Origin of the sequence: Pseudobutyrivibrio sp. JW11 (genome assembly GCF_900115355.1) — a bacterium.
Classification (GTDB): domain Bacteria; phylum Bacillota; class Clostridia; order Lachnospirales; family Lachnospiraceae; genus Pseudobutyrivibrio; species Pseudobutyrivibrio ruminis.
Map to the genome: position 1 here is coordinate 36,046 of NZ_FOWB01000004.1, position 24,310 is coordinate 60,355.

General features: G+C 40.3%; 24 protein-coding genes. All 24 read left to right on the plus strand.

Annotation, left to right across the window (positions count from 1 at the left end):
• The first annotated feature begins 5 nt into the window (after positions 1-5).
• The 24 genes from ppdK (at position 6) to BM102_RS05480 (ending at position 24,310) form a co-directional block, all read left to right on the plus strand.
• On the plus strand, positions 6-2,645 hold the full coding sequence (gene ppdK, locus BM102_RS05370) for a pyruvate, phosphate dikinase (protein ID WP_090479709.1): 2,640 nt from the start codon (positions 6-8) through the stop codon (positions 2,643-2,645).
• Between the two features lie 325 nt (positions 2,646-2,970).
• Positions 2,971-3,306 (plus strand): helix-turn-helix transcriptional regulator, encoded by a 336-nt coding sequence (locus BM102_RS05375; protein WP_090479712.1) that lies wholly within the window; start codon positions 2,971-2,973, stop codon positions 3,304-3,306.
• A 108-nt stretch (positions 3,307-3,414) separates the two neighbouring features.
• Complete coding sequence (locus tag BM102_RS05380) at positions 3,415-4,101, plus strand: hypothetical protein (protein WP_090479715.1); 687 nt, start codon at positions 3,415-3,417, stop codon at positions 4,099-4,101.
• Between the two features lie 121 nt (positions 4,102-4,222).
• Positions 4,223-5,266: a DUF5688 family protein gene (locus tag BM102_RS05385; protein ID WP_177194913.1), complete on the plus strand. Its 1,044-nt coding sequence runs from the start codon at positions 4,223-4,225 to the stop codon at positions 5,264-5,266.
• A 127-nt stretch (positions 5,267-5,393) separates the two neighbouring features.
• Positions 5,394-6,323, plus strand: coding sequence for a DUF6017 domain-containing protein (locus BM102_RS05390; protein ID WP_090479718.1), 930 nt, complete (start codon positions 5,394-5,396; stop codon positions 6,321-6,323).
• Between the two features lie 9 nt (positions 6,324-6,332).
• A complete protein-coding gene (locus BM102_RS05395; RefSeq protein ID WP_090479720.1) occupies positions 6,333-7,157 on the plus strand; it encodes a ParA family protein in 825 nt (274 codons plus the stop codon).
• Positions 7,114-8,058 carry a ParB/RepB/Spo0J family partition protein gene (locus tag BM102_RS05400; protein ID WP_090479724.1) on the plus strand — a complete coding sequence of 315 codons (945 nt, stop codon included), beginning with the start codon at positions 7,114-7,116 and terminating at the stop codon, positions 8,056-8,058. Before BM102_RS05395 ends, BM102_RS05400 begins: the two co-directional genes overlap by 44 nt.
• Positions 8,059-8,069: 11 nt before the next feature.
• Positions 8,070-8,549 carry a PcfB family protein gene (locus BM102_RS05405; RefSeq protein WP_090479727.1) on the plus strand — a complete coding sequence of 160 codons (480 nt, stop codon included), beginning with the start codon at positions 8,070-8,072 and terminating at the stop codon, positions 8,547-8,549.
• Positions 8,546-10,291: a VirD4-like conjugal transfer protein, CD1115 family gene (locus tag BM102_RS05410; RefSeq protein WP_090479730.1), complete on the plus strand. Its 1,746-nt coding sequence runs from the start codon at positions 8,546-8,548 to the stop codon at positions 10,289-10,291. Before BM102_RS05405 ends, BM102_RS05410 begins: the two co-directional genes overlap by 4 nt.
• 78 nt (positions 10,292-10,369) lie before the next feature.
• A complete protein-coding gene (locus tag BM102_RS05415; RefSeq protein WP_090479732.1) occupies positions 10,370-11,407 on the plus strand; it encodes a hypothetical protein in 1,038 nt (345 codons plus the stop codon).
• Positions 11,408-11,514: 107 nt separating this feature from the next.
• Positions 11,515-11,715 (plus strand): hypothetical protein, encoded by a 201-nt coding sequence (locus tag BM102_RS05420; protein WP_090479735.1) that lies wholly within the window; start codon positions 11,515-11,517, stop codon positions 11,713-11,715.
• A gap of 131 nt (positions 11,716-11,846) precedes the next feature.
• Positions 11,847-12,011, plus strand: coding sequence for a hypothetical protein (locus BM102_RS14275; protein WP_177194914.1), 165 nt, complete (start codon positions 11,847-11,849; stop codon positions 12,009-12,011).
• Positions 12,012-12,110: 99 nt separating this feature from the next.
• Entirely contained in the window at positions 12,111-13,046 is a 936-nt protein-coding gene (locus tag BM102_RS05425) for a hypothetical protein (protein ID WP_207646566.1), read from the plus strand.
• Between the two features lie 9 nt (positions 13,047-13,055).
• The gene (locus tag BM102_RS05430) at positions 13,056-13,544 is read left to right on the plus strand and encodes a hypothetical protein (protein WP_090479741.1); all 489 of its coding nucleotides are present in this window, start codon (positions 13,056-13,058) and stop codon (positions 13,542-13,544) included.
• Positions 13,545-13,657: 113 nt separating this feature from the next.
• Positions 13,658-14,557: a hypothetical protein gene (locus tag BM102_RS05435; protein WP_090479744.1), complete on the plus strand. Its 900-nt coding sequence runs from the start codon at positions 13,658-13,660 to the stop codon at positions 14,555-14,557.
• 12 nt (positions 14,558-14,569) lie between these two features.
• The gene (locus BM102_RS05440; protein WP_090479746.1) at positions 14,570-15,676 is read left to right on the plus strand and encodes an AAA family ATPase; all 1,107 of its coding nucleotides are present in this window, start codon (positions 14,570-14,572) and stop codon (positions 15,674-15,676) included.
• Between the two features lie 17 nt (positions 15,677-15,693).
• Complete coding sequence (locus BM102_RS05445) at positions 15,694-16,941, plus strand: hypothetical protein (protein ID WP_090479749.1); 1,248 nt, start codon at positions 15,694-15,696, stop codon at positions 16,939-16,941.
• A gap of 249 nt (positions 16,942-17,190) precedes the next feature.
• Positions 17,191-18,108, plus strand: coding sequence for a reverse transcriptase domain-containing protein (locus tag BM102_RS05450; protein ID WP_177194915.1), 918 nt, complete (start codon positions 17,191-17,193; stop codon positions 18,106-18,108).
• Between the two features lie 279 nt (positions 18,109-18,387).
• On the plus strand, positions 18,388-18,600 hold the full coding sequence (locus tag BM102_RS05455) for a Maff2 family mobile element protein (protein ID WP_031558130.1): 213 nt from the start codon (positions 18,388-18,390) through the stop codon (positions 18,598-18,600).
• A gap of 93 nt (positions 18,601-18,693) precedes the next feature.
• Complete coding sequence (locus BM102_RS05460; protein WP_090479755.1) at positions 18,694-19,560, plus strand: VirB6/TrbL-like conjugal transfer protein, CD1112 family; 867 nt, start codon at positions 18,694-18,696, stop codon at positions 19,558-19,560.
• Between the two features lie 12 nt (positions 19,561-19,572).
• Positions 19,573-22,086: a VirB4-like conjugal transfer ATPase, CD1110 family gene (locus tag BM102_RS05465; RefSeq protein WP_090479758.1), complete on the plus strand. Its 2,514-nt coding sequence runs from the start codon at positions 19,573-19,575 to the stop codon at positions 22,084-22,086.
• On the plus strand, positions 22,087-23,400 hold the full coding sequence (locus BM102_RS14580) for a C40 family peptidase (protein WP_090479761.1): 1,314 nt from the start codon (positions 22,087-22,089) through the stop codon (positions 23,398-23,400). It abuts the gene before it with no gap.
• Positions 23,401-23,409: 9 nt separating this feature from the next.
• A complete protein-coding gene (locus BM102_RS05475) occupies positions 23,410-23,670 on the plus strand; it encodes a DUF4315 family protein (protein ID WP_090479764.1) in 261 nt (86 codons plus the stop codon).
• The gene (locus tag BM102_RS05480; protein ID WP_090479767.1) at positions 23,660-24,310 is read left to right on the plus strand and encodes a DUF4366 domain-containing protein; all 651 of its coding nucleotides are present in this window, start codon (positions 23,660-23,662) and stop codon (positions 24,308-24,310) included. Before BM102_RS05475 ends, BM102_RS05480 begins: the two co-directional genes overlap by 11 nt.

Genomic DNA, 24,310 nt, shown 5'->3' on the forward strand with positions numbered 1-24,310 from the left:
TTGAAATGGCTAACAAATGGGTCTACATGTTTAGCGAAGGCGACATGACAATGCGCAATCTTTTAGGAGGAAAAGGTGCAAACCTTGCTGAAATGACAAGCATTGGACTTCCAGTACCACAGGGCTTCACAATCACAACAGAAGCTTGTACACAGTACTATGAGGATGGTCGCAAGATTAATGATGAAATCATGGCTCAGGCTATGGAAGGTGTTAAGAAAATGGAGGAGATCAACGGCAAGAAGTTCGGAGATCTTAAGAATCCACTTTTAGTTTCAGTTCGTTCAGGTGCTCGTGCATCTATGCCAGGTATGATGGATACAATCCTTAACCTTGGTCTTAATGATGAAGTAGTTGCAGCTATGATCGCTGGAAACCCAGATCCAGCTTTCGAGCGTTTCGTATATGATTCATACAGACGTTTTATTCAGATGTTCTCAGATGTAGTTATGGAAGTAGGTAAGAAGTACTTCGAGCAGCTCATCGATGAGATGAAGGAGAAGAAGGGTGTTAAGTTTGACGTTGAGCTTTCAGCAGCAGACCTTAAGGAGCTTGCTGAGCAGTTCAAGGCTGAGTACAAGAATCAGCTCGGTTCTGATTTCCCATCAGATCCAGTAGAGCAGTTAAAGCTTGCTATCGAAGCAGTATTCCGTTCATGGGATAACCCACGTGCAAACGTTTACAGAAGAGACAACGACATCCCTTACTCATGGGGTACAGCAGTTAACGTAATGCCTATGGTATTCGGTAACTTAAATAATGAATCAGGTACTGGTGTTGCATTCACTCGTGACCCAGCTACTGGTGAGAATAAGCTTATGGGTGAGTTCCTTATCAACGCACAGGGCGAGGACGTAGTTGCTGGTGTTCGTACACCAATGCCAATCGCTCAGATGGAGAAGGAGTTCCCAGAGGCATACGCAGAGTTCATCAAGGTATGTGAGACTCTTGAGAATCACTACCATGATATGCAGGATATGGAGTTCACAGTAGAGAACAAGAAGCTTTACATGCTCCAGTGCCGTAACGGTAAGAGAACAGCTCCAGCTGCTCTTAAGATCGCTTGTGATCTTGTTGATGAAGGACACAAGACTCCAGAAGAGGCTGTAGCAATGATCGACCCACGTAACCTTGATACACTTCTTCACCCACAGTTCGAGGCTGCTGCTCTTAAGGCTGCAACACCTCTTGGAAAGGGTCTTGGTGCATCTCCAGGTGCTGCATGTGGTAAGGTTGTATTCACAGCTGACGATGCAGAAGCTTGGGCTGCTAGAGGAGAGAAGGTAGTTCTTGTACGTCTTGAGACATCTCCAGAAGATATCACAGGTATGAAGGCTGCTCAGGGTATCCTTACAGTTCGTGGTGGTATGACATCACACGCTGCCGTTGTTGCTCGTGGTATGGGTACATGCTGTGTATCTGGTTGCGGCGACATCGCTATGGATGAGGAGAACAAGAAGTTCACTCTTGCAGGCACAACATTTACAGAGGGTTCTGAAATTTCTATCGATGGTACAACAGGTAACATCTACGCTGGTATCATCCCAACAGTTGATGCTACAATCGCTGGTGAGTTCGGTCGTGTAATGGCTTGGGCTGACGAGTTCAGAACACTTAAGGTTAGAACAAATGCAGATACTCCAGCTGATGCTAAGAAGGCTAGAGAGCTTGGTGCAGAAGGTATCGGTCTTTGCCGTACAGAGCACATGTTCTTCGAAGCTGACAGAATCGCAGCATTCCGCGAGATGATCTGCTCAGATACAGAGGAAGAGAGAGAGGTTGCTCTTGATAAGATTCTTCCTTACCAGCAGGGAGACTTCAAGGCTCTTTACGAAGCACTTGAGGGATGCCCAGTTACAATCAGATTCCTTGATCCACCTCTTCACGAATTCGTTCCTACAGAGGATGCTGATATCGAAAAGCTTGCAAAGGCTAAGAATAAGTCAGTAGAGGAAATCAGAAACATCTGCGAGTCACTCCACGAGTTCAACCCAATGATGGGTCACAGAGGATGCCGTCTTGCAGTTACATATCCTTCAATTGCTAAGATGCAGACAAAGGCTGTTATCCGTGCAGCACTTGAAGTACAGAAGGCTCATCCAGATTGGAATGTTAAGCCTGAAATCATGATCCCACTTGTATGTGAGGTTAAGGAGCTTAAGTATGTTAAGGACGTTGTTGTAGAGACAGCTGATGCTGAAATCGCAGCAGCAGGCGCTAAGCTTGAGTACGAAGTTGGTACAATGATCGAGATTCCACGTGCAGCTCTTACAGCTGACGAAATCGCTAAGGAAGCTGACTTCTTCTGCTTCGGTACAAACGACCTTACACAGATGACATTTGGTTTCTCTCGTGATGATGCTGGTAAGTTCTTAAATGCTTACTATGACACAAAGATCTTCGAGAACGATCCATTTGCTAAGCTTGACCAGACAGGTGTTGGTAAGCTTATGGAGACAGCTATCAAGCTTGGTAAGCCAGTAAATCCTAAGCTTCACGTAGGTATCTGCGGTGAGCACGGTGGAGATCCATCTTCAGTAGAGTTCTGCCACAAGATTGGTCTTGACTATGTATCATGCTCTCCATTCAGAGTACCAATCGCTAGACTTGCAGCAGCACAGGCAGCTATCGCCGAGAAACACTAATTGAAAATGCGCTATTTCTGGGAACATTTGAGATTCCAAAATCTTACATACAGAAAGCTGCAAAGCTCTACTATGGAGAGCACCGCAGATTTCGGTTCCCAGAAAAGCTTGAATTTAAGCTGTTTCTAGTATAGGGAGTCATTTTGACTCCCTATATTTTTACCTAAAAATGAAAAAAGTTTTGGGTATAAGCTTATAGGCAAAAAAAATTTATATGGAATATAATTGATGCGTTCTGGGAATTATTATAAGGTAATTCTAAGGACGCATTTTTTATGAAAAATTAAAAACCGGCCGAATTGTTCCGGTCAAGGAGGGTTTGAAAATGAGCATTTTTACAGCGAATAAGCTTAGAGCAACAAGAGAAAAGATGGGTTTATCTCAAACTGATGTGGCGAAGATGATGCATATTAATGATAGAACCCTAAGAAAAATTGAATCAAATGAGCGACAGGTTACCGCAGATGAGATTATAGAGTTTGCAAAACTTTATAAGGTTGATGTTCGAGAATTATTATTAGAATCCTACGCCGAGGAAAGTGAAGAGCAGATTCTTTGTAATCGATACATTTCCTTATGTAGGTTATATGACCAGCTTTCTACTAAGGATAAAGAAGATGTTTTCTGGGTAATTAAGCAAAGAATTGCTGGATTAATATAACCTATAAGCTTATAACCTTAATTTTTTAAAATATTTTCTTTTTTAAAATATGAGATGTGATAAGCTTATAAGGTAATTTAAATTAAGAATCGGAGTTTGAAGTTTTTAATGAAAGATAAGAAGTCAAATAAATGGATTCTACATAAGGGGAAGAAAGTTACAGATATTTTTGAAGTGCTCAGAAAAATGCCTGAAGTAAAGATTAAATATGCACTTTGTTCACCTGTAGTATTTGTATGTGGTTTAGTTCCAACAATGCTTATGGGTAATCAAAATAACACCATTTATTGGAAGTTTTTGTTAGGGGCTTTTGCAATAGTTTCTATAATGAGTCTGATTTTTATGTTTATTGCTTCTCTAGAGAATGATGCTGAATATCGACACATTAAAATGTTATTTGTTTTTAAGGAAGAAACGTTATTTTCTTTTGTCATTCCTACGGTTATAAGCGCATATTATGTGCTTAATAGTGTTGCTGTTTGTGTAACTATTTTAGTGACATGCATTATTCTAAGAGGAATTAAAATTTGGTCTCTTGAAAGAAAAATTAAAAACGGCACGTATGGATATCATATGGATGCTATAGTGAATACGACACTTATAGGAATTGCTTCAATGGCTGGAGTTTTTGGATTTAGGATATTTGTTAACTTAGAAACATTTGGAGCATACAGTTTAGCTTTTAATCTTATTATTGTTTGGCTTGTAATTATTGTTTTATTGATAGTATTTATGATTGAACCTATAGTTGCAATTAGAAGGTTTCATAGAGACAAGTGCAAGATAAAAAGATAAATTCAAAGTTGTTGCCCTAATTGAATATTGAACGTTACATAGCAGTTATCTCAATCGAGATAGCTGCTATTTTTGTGCTCATTTTGAGCAGTAACTATTCACTATTCAAAGGAGGTAGACAATGGACTACGAGAAATTCAAACAGGACATGGAGCAGGATGTGCTAAAGAATCTTGCAAACAGGGGAATCGAAGCAGAGACCGATGTTCGGCACATTGATAAGTTGAACGATGGGTATGATGCTTTGACAGTGAAGGCACCGGGAAGTGTGATTGGTGTAAATATCAATCTTAGTAGTGCTTTTGCAGCGTATGAGGATGGAAGGGATTATATCGATATCGTGGAAAGGGCTTCTGATCAGGCTGCGAAGGGAATCACAGAGTCAAAGAGCTTTGATATCGATAAGGTCAATGACTATGACCAGATGAAGCAGACGCTTTCCATGGAAGTGGTATCAGCAGAGAGAAATGCTGACATGCTTGAAAAGGTTCCTCACAAGAACATCGAAGACATGGCGGTGGTATATCGCTTTGTTTTGGATGCTTCAGATGAGGGTAGAGCCAGCATTCTGGTGACAAATCAGCTTCTTGATTCCTATGGTATCACAGCAGATCAGCTTCATGAAGATGCCATGACAATTGCTCCGGAACTTCGTCCAGCTGTGATTAAGACTATGTCTGAGACATTGCAGGAAATGATGGGCGATGAGGCCTTTATGATGATGGGCATGCCGATTGCACCACCAGAGAATGAGCCACTTTTTGTAGCCACAGTTCCAGATAAGGTGCAGGGCGCAAGCGTACTTGCTTACCAGGATTTCATGGAACAGGCGGCTGAGAGAGTTGGCGGTGATTTCTATGTATTGCCTTCATCGATTCATGAAATTTTGTTAGTAAGAGACGATGGAAGCATGAATCGTGCTGACTTGGAAGATATGGTTCGCACAGTAAATGCTACCGAGGTTCAGCCGGAAGATATCCTTACAGATAGTGTTTATCACTATGATTCCAAGGATAAGATCTTTGAATTAGCTGAGAAGTTCGAGGAGCGTACTGCCGCAAAGCAGCGTGAATCAGCTCTCGATAAGCTCGCTGATAAGAAGCGCGAAGCTCCAATTCATGAAACAGTCACTCGTCCTCATGACCGTGGTGGCGAGGCGTTGTAATGAATAGAAAGACAGGCAAGAAGCCCTCTGCCTGTAAAGGATGTCCTTACGGGAAGCATCAGCCATGCATCGGCTGGTGCACCCGTAAAATCCTGGAAGAGATGAGATTGTTAAAGGAGAAGAAAAAATGACGTTTGATTATTTCTATGGTCGCGAAAGTGACCTTTTTTCATTTGTACGAATTCCAAAGCTTCTGTTCAAGGAAGAACGTCTAAAGCGTCTGTCGTCGGACTCCAAGATTCTCTATGGTCTTCTCCTGGACCGTATGAGCTTATCCGCAAAAAACGGTTGGCAGGATGATGATGGCAGAGTGTATATCATCTACACCATCGATGAAGTGCAGGATGACCTAGGATGTGCCAACAAGAAGGCTGTAAATATCCTCGCAGAGCTTGAAGATATCGGGCTTATCGAAAAGAAACGTCAGGGCTTAACCAAGCCAAATCTCATCTATGTAAAGAACTTTTTATCTGAAGTGTTAAAGGAACATTTCCAGAAATGTCAAAATGACACTTCAGGAAATGTGGAATTGACAGGTCAAGAAGTGTCAAAAGGACGAACAAATAATACTGATAATAACAATACTGACTTTAGTGATACTGATTCTATTCCATTCCATTCTGACCAGATACGGCTTTATCGTGAGTCACCGCAGAAAAATGGAATGGAAGGGAATGGAAATGATGCATTACAGATCAGAAAGCAATATCAGGATTATGTGGCTGAGAACATCAGCCTTGAGATTTTAAAAGAGCGATATCCATATCAACGAGAATTGCTAGATCAATTAGCAGAGCTGATGGTGGATGTCCTTTGTTCGACCAAGGATCACATCTGTGTTGGAAAAGAGGACAAACCGGCACCGATTGTGAAGGCACAGTTTATGAAGATTAATTCCATGCATATTGAGTACGTGTTAGAAGGGCTTCAGAAGAACACGACTCTCGTTCGTAACACCAGGCAGTATCTGATCACGACGCTTTATAATGCGCCGCTGACGATAGATGCCCATTACGATACGCTTTTTAACCATGACAGAGCAAATGGATTGATTTAGGAGGAGAAAATGAGTAAGTCACAGGTGATTGCACTTGTTAATCAAAAAGGAGGTACCGGGAAGACGCAAAGCACAGAAAACCTAGGTGTTGGGCTAGCTTCTGAAGGAAAGAAGGTTTTGCTTGTGGATATGGATCCGCAGGGTTCACTTACCATCAGCCTTGGACATCCAAAAGCAGATGAGCTTCCTGTTACCGTGGCGGACATTATGGCGAAGGTTCTTCGGGAAGAGCCAATCGCTCCTGGAGAAGGGATTCTTCATCATCCGGAAGGTGTGGATTTGATGCCAGCCAACATTTCTTTATCAGGAATGGAGGTTTCCCTGGTAAATGTTATGAGCCGTGAACAAGTGCTGAAGGAATACATTGATTCCGTAAAAGGCAATTACGATTATGTGCTAATCGACTGCATGCCATCTCTTGGGATGCTTACCGTAAATGCGTTAGCTGCAGCGGACAGATTAGTGATTCCGGTTCAGGCTCAGTACCTTTCAGCCAAAGGTTTGGAGCAGTTGCTTCAGACAGTGAACAAGGTGAGGCGCCAGATAAATCCAAAGCTAAAGATTGATGGCATCCTTCTAACCATGGTGGATGGCAGAACAAATTATGCGAAGGATATCAGCAACCTGATTCGCGATACCTATGGTAGCAAGCTAAAGGTCTATAAGACAGAGATTCCACATTCCGTCAGGGCTGCAGAAATCAGTGCAGAAGGAAAAAGTATCTTTGCTCATGATCCAAAAGGGAAGGTGGCAGAAGCCTATAAGAATTTAACAAAGGAGGTGCTGAAGAATGAAGAAAGAGCGCTCAAACATTCAGCTGAGCAGTTACGATGATATTTTTGGAAATGATGCATCGGCTGGTAATTCTGGAGCAGTGAATGGTGATACGGTGGTAGATATTCCACTGGATGAATTGCATCCCTTTCGAAACCATCCCTTTAAGGTTCGTGATGATGCTGATATGGAAAAAACAGTGGAGTCCATTCAAGAGTTTGGTGTATTGCAACCAGCTATTGTTCGACCAGACCGCGATGGAGGCTATGAAATCCTGTCAGGACATCGAAGACATCATGCCTGCCAAATAGCAGGGATTGAGGCACTTCCTTGTATTGTAAGAGATTTGGATGATGATGCAGCTACGATTTTGATGGTGGATTCGAATCTGCAAAGGGAAGAAATACTGCCAAGTGAGAGAGCTTTTGCTTTTAAGATGAAGTTGGATGCGATGAAAAGGCAAGGTGAGAGGCGCGATTTAACTTGTGGCCAAATTGGCCACAAGTTGGATGGAAAGAAGTCTAGAGATATTTTGGCTGAAGAAGTAGGAGATAGTGCCAGAAATGTTCAGCGCTATATCCGCCTCACCAACTTAGATCCAGAACTTCTCCAGTTAGTCGATGATAAGCTGATGGGCTTTAATCCTGCATACGAACTATCTTTTTTAAATTCCGAACAGCAGAAAGATCTTCTTTCAGCTATTGATTACGCTCAGGCGATTCCTTCTTTATCTCAGGCTCAGCGAATCAAGAAGCTGGCGTTGAATGGTGAGATTACCCAGGAAGGAATGAACATTATTCTTTCTGAAGAGAAGAAACAGGACTTGGATCGAGTCACTTTGAAGCATGACACTTTAAAGAAGTACTTCCCAAAGTCTTATACGCCAAAGCAGATGGAAGATACTATTATCAAGCTACTTGATCAGTGGCAGAAGAAACGTAATAGAGATATGGAACGTTAGGAGGTGATTCTATGCAGGAAGAGATTGAAGAGAAAACTGTCCGACTTGCAATTACTACCACAAAGCTTTCTGTTAGATCATTCATTGCGGGAGTGAAAGCTTACTTGAGACATCGGCAGAAAAAGCAGTTGGCAGCTATTGATGAGCATATCCAGGGCAAGCAATCCATCGATGAACTGATTAAGCAGAATCAAGGAGTAACCAGCATGGTAGTCGGCGATGAAGGGCTTCGTACTTTTGAGCGTATTGCAAAGAAGTACGGTGTAGACTTCGCTGTTATGAAGGATACTTCTGAGAAGCCACCGGTGTTTACGGCTTTTTTTAAAGCCAGAGATACCGATGCAATGGAAGCTGTGGTGAACGAATACAGCAAGAAGATGGTAAAGAAGCAGGAGCGACCAAGTGTGCTTGCGAAGCTTCATAAGTTTATTGAAATTGCAAAGAAACAATCAAACAAGGCAAAGAACAGAACACAGGAGATGACGCGATGACCAAAAAGCAGAAACGACTAATCCTGTTAAATATCCCGTATGTGCTCATGGGATTATTTGCAACAAATCTGGGAGAGGCTTGGAGAATATCGCAGACGATTGATGCGGTAAATGAAGTGGGAGCTCTAGCGCAGGCATTTCCAATAGCTATGGCGAATTTCCTTCCAAGCCTGCATCCTTTTGATTTGATGGTCGGTATTGCTTTTGGTATTGGAATGAAGGTTGTTGTTTATGTAAGAGGTAAAAATGCTAAGAAATACCGTCATGGTGCAGAATATGGAACAGCACGATGGGGTACAGCGCAGGACATTGAGCCATATATGGCTCCAAACTTTAAGGATAATATCATCCTTACCCAAACCGAGCGACTGATGATGAGCAGCCGCCCGAAAAAACCAAAATATGCAAGAAATAAGAATGTACTTGTAACCGGTGGTTCTGGATCAGGTAAGACCAGGTTTTTCCTGCTTCCGAATCTGTTACAGATGCATTCAAGTTATGTTGTCACAGACCCGAAGGGTGACGTGGTGATCAAGGCTGGTAAGACTCTTTTGAAGCATGGCTACAAGTTGAAAATCTTTAATACCATCAACTTCAATAAGAGCATGCACTACAACCCATTCGCCTATATTCATTCAGAAAAGGATATCCTGAAACTGGTGAATACCCTTATCGCAAATACGAAGGGTGATGGCAAAGCCGGGGATGAGTTTTGGACAAAGGCCGAGACTCTTCTTTATTGTGCGCTGTTTGGATATATCCATTATGAGGCGCCGGAGGAAGAGCAGAACTTTAATACGCTACTTGAATTTCTGAATGCTTCAGAGGTTCGTGAGGATGATGAGGATTATGAAAATCCAGTAGATATGATGTTTCATGATCTGGAAAAGAAGAGTCCAAATCACTTCGCAGTAAGGCAATATAAGAAGTACAAGCTGGCGGCGGGCAAGACAGCAAAATCAATTCTTGTGAGCTGCGGTGCCAGATTAGCACCATTTGATATTGCAGAACTTCGAGAAATCACAAGCTACGATGAATTGGAACTGGACACTTTGGGAGATAGAAAGACAGCATTATTTCTCATTATGAGTGATACAGATGCTACCTTTAATTTCTTGATTTCCATGGTCTACAGTCAGCTTTTCAATCTGCTTTGTGAGAAGGCCGATGATGTGTATGGCGGCAGGCTTCCAGTCCACGTCAGATGCCTCATCGATGAGACAGCCAATATTGGACAAATCCCGAACCTGGAAAAGCTGGTAGCAACCATCCGAAGTCGTGAGATTAGTGCATGCCTGTTCCTGCAGGCGAAGTCACAGCTGAAAGCCATCTATAAGGACAATACGGATACTATCATTGGAAATATGGATTCCCAGTTGTTCCTTGGTGGCACTGAGCCAACCACGCTGAAGGATTTATCACAGTTCCTTGGAAAAGAAACCATCGACATGTATAACACCGGTGAAAGCAGGGGTAATAATCCTTCCTACTCCATGAACTATCAGAAGAGTGGCAAGGACCTCATGACCGTGGATGAAATCGCAGTCATGGATGGCGACAAGTGCATCCTGCAGCTTCGAGGTGTACGTCCATTTTTGTCGGACAAATACGATGTCACTCAGCATCCACTTTATAAGGAGACTGGTGAGTATGATGAGAGGAATAAGTTGGATATACAACAGTTTGTGCATCAGACGCTGAAAGTCAGATCTGGAGAGGTTTTTGATGTGATAAAAATATAGGAATTGCATTTCTTCTCGCTGTGCTTCATGTATAATGAAATACAGTGAGAAGAGTTGTAATCTAATGAGGTGGATAAAATGACTTATAGTCTAAAAGATATTAAACATGCAATTGAAATAGTAATCGAAGAATTGTATCCATATTCTAATCGGTTAATTGATGAATATTCAAATATGGATGATATTGCTAATCAAATTGTTTTTGAACTAATTAAAGAAGACTATAAGAAAAATGCAAAAAGGAATTCAGTTCAATTTTATTTAAACAAATATGACATAGAAGCTAGTAATCGGAAATATACAAGAGCTATTCAACATGCTCAACATTATAGAGATTCTGATTATGATGAAATAAAGGATGATTTTGGAGTAGAGCTTGATGAGTTACTGGCAGAAGATGTTAGTGGAAAGAAAGTTTTTGAAGGCCATCATTATACAGAAAAAGAGTATTGGGAATTAAAGATGCAGGCTGAATGCAAGCTCTTATCTAAACTACACCAGAAACAAATAGTGAAATCTAAAAATGTTTCCGAACCAGAATTCAAGCGTTTATTTGAGGAATATAGGCAGTTGCTTGATGATTTAGAACCAGCCGTAAATGATTACAATGGTGTTATATGTAAAACATTAGTATTTTATGGTTTGGAAACATATTTTTTAATTGATTATATATATTCACTGTGTTTGGCGGCTGAAAAGAAAGGATTTCCTGATTATATTCCTATAGAACGTATGCAGAGTGTTTGTTCAATTACTCAATATATAGATGCGACTGACTGGTGTCCAAACGTCTATATAGCAGACTATTGCATGCTTTTAAAATGGGATAGCATGAGCAAACACATTTTTGAAGACAGCAATGAAGAATGGCGCGAAAAAATAAAGATAATTTATGATTGCAAACAATTGAAGAATATTATGTTGCAGCGTCATTTAGATGACTGGATAAGATTAATTTCGGCTTGCTCAATAGAAGAGAAAGCTCGATTTATTATTAATAATTACTGGATATGGGATAAGAGAGTAGATTATGAGTGGACATCAGACAGAATTAAGTATTATAGAAAGATATATCAATTATTAATGAAAGATTTTGAAAAGCCACACATTAAGTAGCATCCCATTTTTTGATAATGTATAAAATTCTGTATATGTTAACCTTCATTTGTAACGGAAAGAACGCGTGCTTTCAAATATATAGAATTACAATGGAGGTGTTAAGTATGGCACAGAACAAGCAGAATTCGGTAGTAGTTAAACGAGAGTGGACAGATATTGTTATTGAAGTGGTTCGTTTTTTTATTCAGCATTCAACAATTGAGATAAGCGGAGAAGAGAGAAAAGTCTCGGTCAAGTACAATGGACCTAACGGCTATAAACTTTCGCTTGATGCTAAAGCCGATAATTATGTAGATTCGGAGTAGTATTACATAGACCAGTACCTCTGGGGACGCCCAGATGATTCGTGCTGGTCTATTATTATGCCCATTTTTAGCGCATGTAATTGGCATGAGACGTAACTATTAATTCGGCTATTTGGAAAGGAGGATAGCACATGGCATTTTTTGATTCAGCGCTTGAACTATTACGGGCACTAGTTATTGCTGTTGGAACAAGAGACTGGTTTTTAAGAGGAGAAAAGCTAACTGATGTGTGCACCGACGCAGTTCGTAACGCCTCGGTACACGAAATGCTAAACTATAACATCCATCCGCCTTAGCAGAATAAATGATTTCTGTAGTAGTTTGCGAGAATATTGAGAAATGGCATCTCATTGCGATCTAAATAATATATAATCTATTTATATGAGGAGGTGCTTGTGTTGGATAATGAGATGAATAAGGATCCTTGGGGTGAGGGGATTCCTTCATATACAGAAGATGATTTGCTAACGGAAGCAGATATGCTTAATTTTGCAATGAATTTTTTGAAAATAAACGAGCTAGATGCAAATGGCTTCAAGATAGTTGCTGCTACAGATGAGTTAGGAGTTATTCCAAATTTTGCTTGTGAAAAGGATGGAAAGACATGGTTTATAGTTGTTAAATGCGCAATTGCACCAGATTTTCCAACTATGAACTATGAAGAAAAAATGCGCTTTTATAATCATGCTAAGAAGCATTGTGCGACTGCGTATTTTGCTCCTATAGGATTGGGTTCACATGATGCAGCTAGATTTGGTGCTTCACTCGCATTAAAAAATGACGGATACTATTTCAAGTACTTAGGACTAGAAAGAATTGAACCTAAAAAATCAACAGAGTGGATACAGAGAGCTCTTGCGGAAATAGACAAGCTCACACCGTCTACTGAAATAGAAGAATCAAATACTCGTAAGAGTATCAAAGTAGTTGATTCGCATGTTTCTTTTGAACGTGCTATGTCAGATTTTGAAAAGTGGGAAGATACATTGGTAAGTCCCACTTTCCAACAGATGCTGTTTTTGTGCATTGAACGAATGGGATTATCAAACCAAGAGTTTTATAAAGCGGCATATATAGATCGAAAACTCTTTTCAGCCATCAAGAACAATAAGGATTATCAGCCTAAAAAAGAAACGGCAGTAGCTTGTTGTTTTGGACTAAATTTAAATATATCTGATGCGGAGAAATTGTTGGAGCTGGCAGGATATAGATTATCGTTGTCAATTTCATGGGACAGAATAATTTATTACTGTCTAAAGAATTGTATCTACGATATTGATGTGGTTAATGAGCTTCTTTATGAAAAAGGAGAAAAATGCATTAGAGTGTAAGGGGAAATTATGAAATCAGTTTCTAATAGAGAGATTTTATATAAGTATTGCGAAATAATGGCAAAATGCTATTCTACAGGCAATTTTACAGAGATTTATCCTTTTCTATCAGATGATTGTGTCTGGGAGTCACAGTGGCGTTTGACTCCAGAAGAGGGGAAGGATGCTGTAGTACGTTATTTTACAAATAAAGGAAGAATTCTCCAGGAATCGAAGAGTTTTCCGCAAACATTAATTGTAGAATTCGTAGATAATATTAATTTGATGGATGAAGCTGCTATGAAAACTAAAGAGGGAATTCAGCATGGTAAACTGGGGCTGGTGTATGAGACAGGAAAGATAGCTTTATTTATGGCTCAGGAATTAAATGATGTAACCAATGGCATGATTTTAGATTTTACACTTAACGATGATAATCTTATAAAACGCATTGATATATGCATGCCGGAATTATTTAAGTTTAAAAAGTATGATGCTAGTGAAATCATAAGATTTTAATTACTTTATGAATGAAAGTCAGGAAAAAATCCTGACTTTTTTTATTTGTCGTTTTTGAAAAGACCATTGTATTTGAGAATGGCTGTATTGTAATGATGAAAGGAGGAAAGACAATGCAGTTTAATTCTAAATACACCGCGGCTTCAAGTTTAATAAGCGAGTTGAATAAGGCTAAGCCGTGTTATGAAAAATGTAAAAGATATCTTGAAACTGGCTTAGATATTAATTCTTTATATGAAGATGATGAGAATTTACTCTCAGCATTTATTATGGATGCTAATGAGGGGCAGGTACTAGTGGATGGAATTCAGTTCTTTCTTGCAAATGGTTTTGACGTTAGTAAGGATAAAGGGAAATATGGGGCAATGTGCTTACAAGCATTATGCTACTCAACTTATGATGAATATATTGTAAAAGCCGGGAAATTATTAATTGCAGCAGGAGCAATAGATATTGCTTCAGACGATGGTGAGACGGCCAGAGGATTAGCTGCTACTAAGGCAAGTTATCATGAAGTGATTGATGTTGATTATTCCTTAAGTAATACATTTGAAGCATATTACCAATTACTAGATAGTCTTTGGAACGGCGAAATATCATTTGATATTGATGTTTACAGTTCATTTAAGGAAAAAACTATTAACCATGTATATGCGCTCGCAAAAAAGGAAAGTAATGCTATTTACTTACACAATGGAAATGAGTATGCGTTTGAATACCAATTGTACTTTGAATCAAATGACGGTTTTTTAGTAGTGGATAAGTATGCTAGTTCGTGGATGATAAAAAAATTACCGTCGTGCCTATTAGAAGATGTGTCATCCTATTTTTCTTGGATTTTAGGAAATCGGGTAGAAGAAGTTTATTATGAGGCAATTAATACATTAAAGGAAAGAACAAGACCGGTTTTAAAAATGGTAATGAATACAGGAAAAATCGTAAGCATTTCTACTAACACCGTAGAAACGGATGAAGAAGAGGATTATAGAGGAATATTTAGATTTGAGTTTTAGGAGGTAAGAAAAATGAGAGCAATTCAAGCGGGAAATACATTTAATATTTTTGATGATAGTATAGAGATATATGAAGAATTACCTGCAAGGACATATTCTGTAGAGTATTCAGATATGAAGGGATGTTATTTATCTCTTCATAGTGATTTAGAAGTTAATGAAAAAATATATGGGGTTCATGAGCAGAAAGCAGAAAAGGCTTTGACAACATTTGGAATACTTGATAGAGGACTAGGCATTATACTTAGCGGTGATAAGGGAATGGGAAAATCTGTTTTTGCAAGACTATTATGCAAAAAGGCTATTGGAAAAGGAATTCCAGTAATTATAGTGAGCGAATGTGTTCCTGGCATAGCAAATTTCATTGAGTCTATTAATCAGGAATGTGTTGTTTTGTTTGATGAATTTGATAAAACTTTCGACACATGTCGTGGACAAGATGAACGCGACGAGCAAGCACAGTTACTAAGTCTTTTTGATGGCGTTGCAACTGGTAAGAGACTTTATATTGTAACGTGTAATGAAATATACAATCTAAATGATTACTTGATTAATAGACCGGGGAGATTTCATTATCATTTTAGATTTGATTATCCTGAGGTATCTGAAATTGAAGAATATCTTCGTGATAAACTTCAGCCTGAGTATTATTCACAGATTAAGGACGTAGTTGCTTTTTCAAGCAAGGTTAATTTGAATTACGATTGTCTTAGATCTATTGCTTTTGAATTAAACCTGGGAAATTCTTTTGCAGAGACAATAAATGATTTGAATATCTTGAATACATCTAAGAAAAGCTTCGATGTAACTTTATATTATGAAAATGGAAGAATGCTTCATAGATATAGTTGTTCAATGAATCTTTTCATGAATGAGGGTGACGATTTATGGATCACAATGTATGGTGAAAAAGGATTAAGAATTGCCGAGGTAAAAGTTGATAGGACAAAAATAGAATATGATGTAGCAAATAATGCTTCAGTAGTGAAAGCAAATGGTCTTTATATTGATTATGTAGATCCTGATGATGAGCCGGATGTAAATACATATAAAAATCTAAAACCATCATATATGACAATAGAAAAAAATGGCATGAGGAATCTTAGATATACAGTATAGATTGGAGGTGATTATATATGCCAATGATGTTTGATTCAATAGATTTAGATGAAGTATTTGAAGATGAAAAATTTTACATGGGTTGGGTTGGTCACTCCATTGAGAATGGACGAGTGATAAAAGGTTATTCTGGAGATTATACACATACACAGTATGGTTCAGTGGAATTGTATTCACATATTGCTAGAAATGGAGAACAAAATGAGCTAGATGGTTGTAACCTGCAAGTAAGCGGTGCTTCTGTATGGAAGGTATATTTAGACTCTTTACACCTAAAAAAGGATACTTCTAATGTTGTTGCAGCAGTAAAAGGATATAAAACTGGCGGATTTACAATAATGAATATTATTAATCCAGAAGTGCTACCAAGTTTTATGGAAAACGATGAACTTGAAGTGCAGGTAGTGGCAAACGCTATATCAGTGAATTACTACGAGAATGAGGATGCTCTAGCAGATACAATCGATCCAATCAAAGAGAGTAAACATGAGGAGTTTATTGGCCAGAAGTTTATACCAGCAATGGGGTCGGTATTCCCTAATGGCTTTCTACGTGACCACATGGTTACCGAGGAACAAGATGTACAAAAAGAGCCTGAATATAATTCTGATGATGAACTAGTGCTTATAACTGGTATCGTAAAGAACATATATATTAAGAAAGTGATTATTGAAGAAGAGGAGTTTTCAAAGTTTTTGGTGACAACTATAGGAACACAATTTGGAGACTTGGAAATTGTTCATTCGCGTTCAATGATTTCTGATAAAGATATTCCATTTATAAAAGAAGGTGCGGTTATTCAGGCGGTAGCAGTTTTGTCTGGTGACCCCGCAATAAATGAATATGAAGATGGAATCATTAAAAATCACAAAAATGATTTATCAGCTTTGAGATATGCGCTTATGGAAGGAAATGCTGAGCGATTAAATCCTATTCTAGATGATGATGCAGTATTTGAATCTGTAAATATGGAATCACCAATTAATGGAAAGAATAAGATTATAGAAAAGATAAACTATGTTAATGACAATACATCAATAAATTATTATTCATATCTTGCAACACTACATAAAGAATATGAAGGTGAACGGTGTATAGTGTTGGCAGAAGATGATGAAGATAATTACACCGCTATTGTACAAATCGAAGTGGATGAAAGCGGCAATATAACACATATTACTCTTACAAATGATTCATCAATGGAATTCACAATTGATCCTGAACCAGTTTTTGAAAGGGATTGGGAAGATGAAGTCCAAGATTAACTTTTAGATGTTCTTTTATATATGAATGATTATAATCAAAGTATGTAGAACTATAGTGCAGTCAACTTACGTTGGCACGAGCAGCGAGTCGTTGTTCGGATGTATATCATAGTTTGTTTTAATAGATACTGCTCCAACGTAGTGGAGGCACGCCGAAGTGTACCACTTCAACGTGCTGCTCTACGCCTACGCAGCATCGATATTCTTACTGTATGGTTCTACGAGTATTGGGAAGGAGGGGAACTGAATATGATAGTATACAGGGAACTTCCTTCTCTTTGTAAAGATTTAGGATTTTCGGCGAGAGCATTATATGCGGCGAGCAACACGATAAATAAAAGATATCATAAGGTGAGAATACCTAAAGCAGATGGAGATTATAGAGAACTTTATGTTCCAGATGATTTCTTAAAATCAATTCAGAGAAGCATAGCAAAGAATATACTGGCTTATGAACCGATATCTCCATATGCTTGCGCGTACCGTATCAATGGAAGCACAGCATTGAATGCTTGTACTCATGTAGGAGAGCCAACTATACTGAAGCTTGATATACGAAAATTCTTCGATCATATTACATATCCTATGGTAAAGGAAAAAGTCTTTCCAGCTGAGAAGTATTCAGAACAAAATAGGATATTGTTATCGATTCTATGCGTTTATTTACAAACCGTTCCACAAGGTGCACCTACGTCACCAGCAATTTCAAATATCATACTGCGAGAGTTTGATGATAGAGTCGGAGAGTGGTGCAAAGCTCGGAATATTAATTACACCAGATACTGCGACGACATGACCTTTTCGGGTTCATTTGATGCTAAGGAATTAAAGCAATTTGTTGAAAATGAAATCCAAAAAGAAGGCTTCTTTATAAATGCAAAGAAGACCGTTGTTTTACATGATGGGCAACGAAAGGCTGTCACCGGAATAGTTGTAAATGAAAAGCTTTCAGTTCCAGCGGAATATAAGAAGGATATAAGGCAAATTATGTACTATTGCAACAAATATGGTGTTATAGATCACATGATGGCAAATAAGATTATTGGCTATAAGTCAGATTATTTGAATGTACTCCTAGGTAAGATTAATTACGTGTTATCCGTTGAGAAGAGCAACAAGCAATTTATTGAATATCGAAGCCAAGTTAAGAAGTGGCTAGCTGAATAAAGAACCTTACATAGGCCAGTACCTCTGGGGACGCCCAGATTGATTTGTACTGGTCTATTATTATGCCCATTTTTTAGCGCAAGGAATGGACATGAGCCGAAACTATCAATTCATTTTCAAGAAAGGAAAATTCGGGAGAAGCTACTTCCGAATGAAGGTACGATGATGAAGGTATTTAGGGTGATCAGATCCTGGTGTAGAAAAGTGTTTAGGAAAATTAAGAGATGGATGATGAAGCCGTTTAGGAAGAAAGCGAAACCCGGACCAGAAGAGAAAGACATGGCATTTTTCAATTCAGCAATCACAGTATTACAGACACTTGTTATCGCGCTTGGCGCAGGCCTTGGAGTTTGGGGCGTTGTAAACCTTCTTGAGGGTTACGGCAACGATAACCCTGGCGCTAAGTCACAGGGCATGAAGCAGCTCATGGCTGGCGGTGGTGTTGCACTCATCGGCACACAGCTCATCCCACTTCTTTCCGGATTGTTCTAATCTAGGGGAAGACACAACTGAATATGGAACAGGTAGCAGGCTGGCATTCGCCAGCTTTTTTGCTACCCAAATCAAAATGAAGGAGATCATTGCATGGATAGAATATTTGAGCAAATGACCTCTTGGCTCAAGGACTGGATTGTAGATGGACTGATGAGCCTGCTGACAGGAACATTCGACAGTATAAATGCCCAGGTTGGAAGCGTAGCTGCAGATGTAGCAACAAGCCCGGCGGATTTCACGCCGGGTGTATTCAACCTGATGAAGACGGTGTCTAACAATGCGATTATGCCGATTGCCGGCATGATTCTGACATTCATTGCATGTTATGAGCTGATTCAGCTGGTCATCGCCCACAACAATCTGGCGAACTTTGAAACATGGATATTCTTCAAATGGATATTCAAGACTTATGTAGCAGTAATGCTGATCACGCATTGCTTTGATATCACCATGGCAATTTTCGATGTGGCGGGGCATGTGATTTCCCAGAGTGGAAATATCATCCAAAACTCTACGGCAGTGAATGCATCCCAACTTGCGCAGATGCGTTCCACACTAGAGGCCATGTCCATCGGAGAGCTGTTGCCATTGTTTATGGAAATCGGACTACTAAACATAGGAATCAAAATCATGTCCATGATGATCTTCCTAGTCATTTACGGACGAATGATTGAAATCTACCTGATGATAAGCCTGGCGCCACTTCCATTTTCAACCTTTGGAAATAGGGAGCAGAGCCAAATCGGACAGAACTACGTGAAGAGTCTCGTAGCGCTTGGCTTCCAGGGATTCCTTATTTTAATCTGCGTTGCAATCTATGCGGTGCTCATCCAGAACGTTTCCATTTCCAGTGATATTGCAGGATCCCTGTGGTCAGTGCTTGGCTACAACGTACTGTTGGTATTTGCCTTGTTCAAGACCAGCACCTTGTCCAAGAGAATTTTTTCAGCACAGTAAGGAAGGATAATTATGGCGATAAGAGTAAATGTGCCAAGAGATTTATCCAGGGTAAAAGAGAAGGTGGCGTTCAATCTCACCAAACGGCAGCTGATATGCTTCACGCTTGCCGGGATGATTGGAGTGCCCACCTTTTTTCTTGTAAAGAGTGTTTCGGATAACGCGAGTGCGTCTACATTTCTCATGATGGCGGTGATGATGCCGCTGTTTTTCATGGCGATGTATGAGAAAAATGGGGAGACCATCGAGCGCATTATCCAGCACGCCATTGATTGGAAGAGGCGAAAGCCAGCCCCGGAAGAATCTTTCGAGCAAATGTTTAAAGACGGTATCTGCAGAGTAGATGAGAATTACTATTCCAAGACCATTCGCTTTTCAGATATCAATTACAAGCTTGCTACCGATGAGGACCAGCAAGCGATTTTTGACAATTGGAGGAAGTTCTTAAACTTCTTCGATAGTTCCGTCCACTTCGAGCTGACCTTTGTAAATGTCACTAAGGACGAAGCAAAGTTCTATGAAACAATACGGATCAAGGAAAAACAGGATGGCTTTGATGATGTAAGAGCGGAGTATTCCGAGATGCTGAATCGTCAGCTAGAGAAGGGCAATAATGGTCTGGAAAAGACCAAGTATCTCACCTTTGGTATCTATGCCAAGTCCATTAAGGATGCCAAGCCTAGACTTCGTTCTATTGAAAACGACATCTTAAATAACTTTAAGCGCATGGATGTACAGACAGAAGTATTGGATGGTATGCAGCGACTGGAAATGATTCAGCTGATCAAGAGCTTAGGCGGAGATGATAGCACACTTAAATATCCAGTGAAAAACATGATTCGTACTAAGCAGAGATTTGCTACCGTATCTGCATTATCCTACGATGCGCCAACCATGGAAGACAGATTTTTGATGGAGCTTCTCAATGCAGATTCTAGTCAGGTCATCAGTATCCATCTGCAGTCTATCAATCAGAATGAAGCGATTAAGAAGGTGAAGAAGACCATCACCAATATTGATTCAACGAAGATTGATGAACAGAAGAAGGCAGTCCGTTCCGGTTATGACATGGATCTGATTCCGGGTGATTTGGTGACTTATGGCAAGGACGCCAATGCGTTTCTTCAGGACTTACAGGATCAGAATGAGCGTATGTTTAAGATGACATTTCTCATTCTAAATACCGGTGCATCCAAGATTGAGCTTAAGAATAACTACCTGCAGACATCCAGCACAGCTCAGCAGTTTAACTGCGATATCTACAAGCTGGATTACAGACAGGAGCAGGGGCTGAATAGCTGCCTGCCACTGGCAAGAGACCTGATTCATACAGATAGAAGTCTTACCACAAGTTCGGTAGGAATCTTTATTCCATTTACCACACAGGAGCTGATGCAGACAGAGGAGGAAGCTCTTTACTATGGCTTGAATGCCTTGTCGCAGAATCTGATTATGGCAGACAGAAAGAGCCTTTCTAATCCAAATGGAATGATTCTTGGAAAGCCTGGTTTTGGTAAGTCTTTTTCTGCAAAGCGCGAGATGAGTAACGTCATGCTATCAACGGATGATGACATTATGATTTGTGATCCGGAGCAGGAATATACCGCACTGGTAAATAAGTTCCATGGACAGGTCATCCATATCAGTCAGAAGTCGAAGCAGTTTATCAATCCTATGGATATCAATGAGAACTACTCCGATGGCGATGATCCAGTGTCACTGAAGGCAGAGTTTATCCTGTCACTGTTTGAGCTTGTCATGGATGGAAAAGGTGGACTTGGCCCAGTGGAGAAGACGGTTATCGACCGCTGTATCCACAAGGTCTATGAGAAGTACTTCGAGAATCCAATTCCGGAGAACATGCCAATCCTTGCAGACCTTTTCAATGAGCTGATGGCTCAGAATGAGAAGGAAGCCCATGAAGTAGCAACAGCTCTTGAAATCTACGTCTTTGGTTCCCTGAATGTATTCAACAATCAGACCAATGTAGATATCAATAGTCGAATCGTCTGCTACGACATCAAGGATTTAGGAAAGCAGCTGAAGAAAATCGGCATGCTCATCGTTCAGGATCAGGTGTGGGGCCGTGTGACTGCAAACAGAAGTATGGGAAAGGCTACCAGATACTATATGGATGAGTTCCATTTGCTTTTAAAGGATAAGCAGACTGCTAACTATAGCGCAGAGATCTATAAGCGATTCCGTAAGTGGGGAGGCATCCCGACAGCCATCACCCAGAACGTAAAGGACTTGTTGGAGTCACCGGAGGTGCAGAACATCTTTGATAACTGCGAGTTTATTTATCTATTGAATCAAGCGCCGGGAGACAGAGAGATTCTGGCAAGAAAGCTTGGTATCAGTAAGTATCAGCTTTCTTATGTGGAGAAGGCAGAGCAAGGCGAAGGACTTCTAGTCTTTGGAAATCTGATTTTGCCATTTAAGGATCAGTTCCCTCATGACTTAGAACTCTACCGCATCATGACCACAAAGCCAAAGGAAGTAGCCGTCTGGCAGAAAGGAGTGTAAGTGAGTAATTACAATCAGGATGAAAACATCGGTGGAGAGGCACTTGATGAAGGTGTTGCGGCTGGGGAAGAGGCCACTAGGGAAATGCACCGAGCCTATCAGCGTCATCAAATCAAGAAGAACTACTACCGAAAAGACAGAGATAGCCCTTATGTGAAAAGCTTCGCGGATAAGATGAAGGATAGGGCCGAAGGAATTAAAGATGGAGTGAAGGATTCGATCAGAAAGATTGCCGAGTTTTTAAAAGAGCATCCAGTGGTGCTTGTGGTGACGATTCTGGTCATTCTTTTTATCTGGCTATCCAGCAACTTGATTAGCTTATTTCAGACCGTGATTTCCAGTATGGGAGATACCGTTCTGGTTTCCACTTATACTGCCTACGATGAAGATATCACGGGTGTAGATGCGGATTATGTAAAGCTGGAGCAGGAACTTCAAAAAACCATCGAAAATACCCAGACGGATTATCCCGGCTATGACGAGTACGAGTATAATCTGGAGGAAATCGGTCATAACCCTTATGAGCTGGCTAGCTATCTGACGGTAAAGTATGAGGATTATAAGCGCCGGAATATGAAGCAGGTAGTGAAGGACCTTTTCAATGAGCAGTATGACCTGAGCTATAAGGAAAGGACAGAGACCAGATCCCGTACTGTCACGAAGACCGGATATTACGAAGTGGAATCGGAGAATGGCGGCATAACAAAGGTTCCTTACACCTATACCGAAATTGAATACTACACGGTGAAGATTCTCACGGTAACTCTGAAGAATAAGAGCTTAGGTAGTGTTATTTCCGGAAAAGGCATGAATGAGGATGAGCAGGCCAGATATGCACTTCTCTTAGAGACGCAGGGTAATAAAGCTTATCTATTTGATGATGCATACGTGGATTATGAAGATCCAGAGGAATATCAGATTCCACCGGATGCTCTGTCAGATCAGACTTTTGCAGCCATGATTGCAGAAGGGGAAAAGTACTTGGGACGTACCTACGTGTGGGGTGGCTCTAGTCCATCTACAGGATTTGACTGTAGTGGTTTTGTAAGCTGGGTGATTAATCATAGTGGATGGAATCTCGGCAGACAAACGGCTGATCAGTTGAAACACACTTGTACAGTGATTTCGCCTGAGGAAGCAAAGCCAGGAGATTTAATCTTTTTCAAAGGCACCTATGACACCAGCGGAGCCAGTCATGTGGGCATTTATTGTGGAAATGGAATGATGCTTCATTGTGGTAATCCGATTCAGTACACGTCCATCAATACCAAGTACTGGAAGCAACATTTCTATTGTTATGGCAGATTGCCTTAAGGAGGAACTATGGCCCAGAGCTTAGAAAAGATTAAGGCGGATTTGGAAGCCGCAAAAGAAAAACGAGCCTGGTGGGATAACCGCATCAGGTATTTGGAAAAGAAGCTTTCGGACGAGGAAAAGACCATCGTCCATGACATTGTAAAAGCAGCAGATTTGACGCCGGAAGAGCTGGCAAGGGTAATCGCATATGCGAAGAATCATTTGCCAGGTGGAGCGCCAATTACTGCAACAACAGAAGATTCAAAGGAGGAAATCGATGAAGAATAAAATCAGATTAATTACTGTGGCAGCCGCACTTTTGATAGGCTCTATGCCACTTACTGCATTTGCTCAGGTGCCTGACAACGTGGACACATCTGTTATTGATGAGGATACTGAAACCAAAGAGGATGATCACACTCCACTTACACCAGATGGAAATATGACTTTGGTGGATGATATCACCACATCTGATGGTCATGCCAAGCAGTTTATGACGGTGACAACCAAGAGTGGTCACATCTTCTATATCATCGTAGACGGCGATGATAAGGGAACCAACACGGTTCATTTTCTGAATCAGGTTGATGAGCGTGATTTGATGGATCTCATCAGTGATGAGGATAAGGAAGAGATTGAAGCTGCTACCGGAACCAAGGTGGAGCCAAAGGCTACAGAAATTGAGCCTACAGATGCTACAAGTGAAGATAATCAGCAGGCGGATAAGACATCTAAGAAAAAGACATCAGGTCCAAATCCAATCCTTGGTCTTTGCATTGTGTTAGGTCTTGCCGGAGTAGGTGGATTCTACTGGTATTCGAACCGCGATAGCTTCAAGCGTAAGAAGAATGGGGCTGATCCGGACAGCGATTATGCTGATGATTATATTGAGATGCCAGGTGCAGAAGATGAGAAAGGAGATGAGTAA